At 68.0% G+C, this 3,290-nt stretch carries 4 protein-coding genes and 1 CRISPR repeat array; all 4 genes read left to right on the top strand.

From position 1 onward, the window contains the following. The first annotated feature begins 262 nt into the window (after positions 1-262). Positions 263-1,102, top strand: coding sequence for a helix-turn-helix domain-containing protein (locus tag FF041_RS35295; protein WP_153526524.1), 840 nt, complete (start codon positions 263-265; stop codon positions 1,100-1,102). After that, on the top strand, positions 1,099-1,305 hold the full coding sequence (locus tag FF041_RS35290; RefSeq protein WP_323372130.1) for a DUF397 domain-containing protein: 207 nt from the start codon (positions 1,099-1,101) through the stop codon (positions 1,303-1,305). The genes FF041_RS35295 and FF041_RS35290 overlap by 4 nt, the downstream gene beginning before the upstream one ends. Positions 1,306-1,446: 141 nt before the next feature. Further along, positions 1,447-1,963: direct repeats of the CRISPR family, unit length 28 nt; unit sequence GTGGGCCCCGCGCGTGCGGGGGTGGTCC. 310 nt (positions 1,964-2,273) lie between these two features. Next, positions 2,274-2,696: a hypothetical protein gene (locus FF041_RS38455; RefSeq protein WP_194292314.1), complete on the top strand. Its 423-nt coding sequence runs from the start codon at positions 2,274-2,276 to the stop codon at positions 2,694-2,696. Continuing rightward, complete coding sequence (locus FF041_RS35280) at positions 2,693-2,950, top strand: hypothetical protein (RefSeq protein ID WP_153485686.1); 258 nt, start codon at positions 2,693-2,695, stop codon at positions 2,948-2,950. Before FF041_RS38455 ends, FF041_RS35280 begins: the two co-directional genes overlap by 4 nt. The last annotated feature ends 340 nt before the right edge of the window (positions 2,951-3,290 follow it).

Genomic DNA, 3,290 nt, shown 5'->3' with positions numbered 1-3,290 from the left:
TGATACCGGCGACCATCCGCCGACCGGATCCACGGACACCCACCGCAGACGTTCATTGGGACGCTCAACGACCCGCACCTGTGCGGTCAGCATGAGCGCACCGTGGGCGGGCGGGGGGATTTGCCGCATCGGGCGAACATTCTTGCTAGACACCAACCACTCCTCTCCGTAGCCGTTCCGCCACCGAGGGCATTCAGAGTGACCTAGAGTCGAGGGTGGTTCAACGAGGAGAACCAGCAAACAATGTTGTGGAGGAACGCCCATGGCGAACCGGAAGGAACTGAATCCGGACGCTAGTCCGCAGGCGGCCATGGGGGCACGTCTACGCCGCGAACGCGAGCAACGCGGATGGAAGCAACGTGAGTTGGGTGCCCGGATGAAATATTCGCCAACACAGGTTTCGCACGGTGAAACTGCTCTGAAGATTGCGACATTGCCGTTCTGTCGCGCCGTTGATGTCGTGTTAGGGCTCGCGGGAACCGACAAGTCGTTCGAGCGCGAGTGGCTAGGGATGACATACGGCGCGCTGTTGGAAGGCTTCCCGGGGTTCATCGGGTACGAGAGCCGGGCCGTGGAGATCCGGTTGTACGAGGTGGGTGTCATCCCTGGTCTGTTTCAGACGCTTGAGTACGCGGCGACCATCGAAGAGCACAGCGTGACGCGGGGCGCGATCACTCCTGAGCAAGCCCGCGAGCGGGTGGCCATAGTTGCGGACCGGCAAGCCGCCATCGACCGGACCCCAGGGCCACTGATTCATGCGGTTGTAGATGAGAGCTGCATCCGCCGACAGGTGGGCAGCCCTGAGATCATGTGCGCTCAGTACGATCGGCTGCTGGAGTTCGCGGAGCAGCCGAACGCGATGCTCCAGATCGCCCCGTTCACCATGGGGGAGCGCCGTCCGTTCAACCTGCCGATAACGCTCTTGACTCTGCCTGACCGTTCACTCATGTTCTACGCAGAGTCCGCAGCACGGGGGCACCTTGAGCGGGACAGCCGCTTCGTGGGGCCCACGCTTTCGGCCTACTATCAGCTACAGAAGTACGCGCTTCCACAGGCGGACTCTGTGGCCATGATCAATGAGGTACGAAAGGGCACCCCGTGACGACCACGACCGAACCTCTCAACTGGATCAAGTCCTCATACAGCGGCAACGGCGGTCAGTGCGTCGAATGGGCCCCCGCGACCGTGTCCGCTACCGGCGTCGTCCCTGTCCGGGACAGCAAGCGCCCGACCGGACCGGTCCTGATGGTCTCCGCCGACGCATTCGCCGGACTGGTCGTCCTCGCTCAGTCCGCCGAGCTGTAGAGCACGGCCCCGAGCCCCACCGACTCCGCCGCCCATCAGGCTGCGCCTGACACCTCTTCACCCCGGGAGGTCCCGATGCCCAACTGCTCGCAATTGAATGAAAACCGCTACTCCACGATGTAAACGCGCAGGTCAGGAAGTGTGGGCCCCGCGCGTGCGGGGGTGGTCCTGGCGTACTGCCCCAGGAAGGCCCCGTTGGTCAGTGGGCCCCGCGCGTGCGGGGGTGGTCCCACAGACACCGCGTTGCGGAGGTTGAGCGGGAGGTGGGCCCCGCGCGTGCGGGGGTGGTCCCGGTGATGGAGCGCTCCTCGGCGGACAGATCGAGTGGGCCCCGCGCGTGCGGGGGTGGTCCACAGGTCGAACTTGATGCTCGCCGCGCCGATCGTGTGGGCCCCGCGCGTGCGGGGGTGGTCCGTGGGTGGCGTTGCGGCCCGGCCCGGCGGGGAAGTGGTCCCCGCGCGTGCAGGGGTGGTCCGAACGCCGCAGAGGCACGGGTCGACGCAGCAGAGTGGTCCCCGCGCGTGCGGGGGTGGTCCGTCGGTGGTGTCCACGGTCAGGACCGGTCCGGGGTGGTCCCCGCGCGTGCGGGGGTGGTCCCTCGGAGATCGGCAGCGCCAGGCCGGCGCGCACGTGGTCCCCGCGCGTGCGGGGGTGGTCCTGCCTTTCTGGCATGTGAGGCGCGTTCGTTTCCTGAAGCCGGCACCGTGGGCCTCGTGATGGGGGGCACTCGATCGTGTTGAGGGGGCCTGCTGAGCCGTTCCGGGTTCCCGGCCGGGGCCTACGGTGAAGGACTTCGGTGGTTTTACGGAGGAAGGCGAGGTCCAGGCATGGGGCCGGTGTGGAGCATCCCGCTGGAGCGTGGGCGTGTGGAGGTGCCGTCGAGCATAGGGGGCGTCCGTGCGGGTCTGGAGCCTGAGAGGGCAGCGAAGTTCGATGCCGTTACGGCACGGACCTCGGCGAAGCACCTCGTGTACGTGGTCCTCGACTGGGCCTTGCCGCCCGTGGCGGGGGCGGCGGACGTGCCGGTGGTCCGTCGGCTGAAGGGCGGTGACTTCACCGGGGTCGTGGACGGGGACGGCAATCCGGTCGCCCCTTCGCACCCGCCGCTGGACGAGACAGCGGGCGAGAGTGCGCCCACGGTGTACTCGGCGGGTTTCCCGGTGGGGTCGAAGACCTTCCCGGCCACGATCGAGAGCATCCGGGCCGTGCTGGAGGAGGGCCGGCGGGCGGAGTTCGAGGCGGAGATCGCCCGGACCCCGGGTCATGAACTGATCTACGCCCTTCTGCGCTGGGCGACTCCCCCGGAGGAACTGCTGGCGGAGGACGCGCTGATCGCGGATCTGAAGGCGGAAGAGGCCCGCCTGACTGCCCGGCCGGAGGTGGGGGGATGAGCCGGTACCGCATTCAGTATTCGGGCGAGGCCGAGAAGGTCTACCGGGGGATGGACCCGCAGTTCAGGTCCCGTTTCGACGCGGAGATGGCCAAGACGCTGGCGAGGGACCCGTACGGTCACGGCTCGACCCCGGCGACCCCGGGAGAGGAACCGACGCGAAGGCTGGCCACGATCGCGGGTGCGATCGTCCGCTACTACATCAGCGGGCCGCCGCTCCTGATCGTGACAGCCGTCCAGATCGTCCATATCTGACACCCGCAGGCCCGCCCACACCCGGGCGGGCCTGAGTCGTTCAGGGCTGCCGGGCGAGGAGGTCAACTGCCCGTTCGGCACGGTGTTGGGCGTCGGGGTACCGGGCGAGGCGGACACCCAGGTCCTGGGCGGAGTCGCGGACCCGGTTCCTGAACGCCCTCGGCGGCGTCCAGGAACCGGGCCCAGACTGTGAGGGCGCTGTCGAGGGCGCCCTGGCGGAGGTGGAGGGCATCGAGATGGCCGTCGCCAACCCCGACAGGCCCCTGGCCAGGGGTGCCCCCAAGGTGGCGCGTTCATGGGAGAGTTAACGGACACGGGCCCCGTTTCCTCACCCGTCCAC

The organism is Streptomyces jumonjinensis (assembly GCF_009600885.1).
GTDB lineage: Bacteria > Actinomycetota > Actinomycetes > Streptomycetales > Streptomycetaceae > Streptomyces > Streptomyces jumonjinensis.
This window is presented reverse-complemented; position numbering and strand designations above follow the sequence as displayed.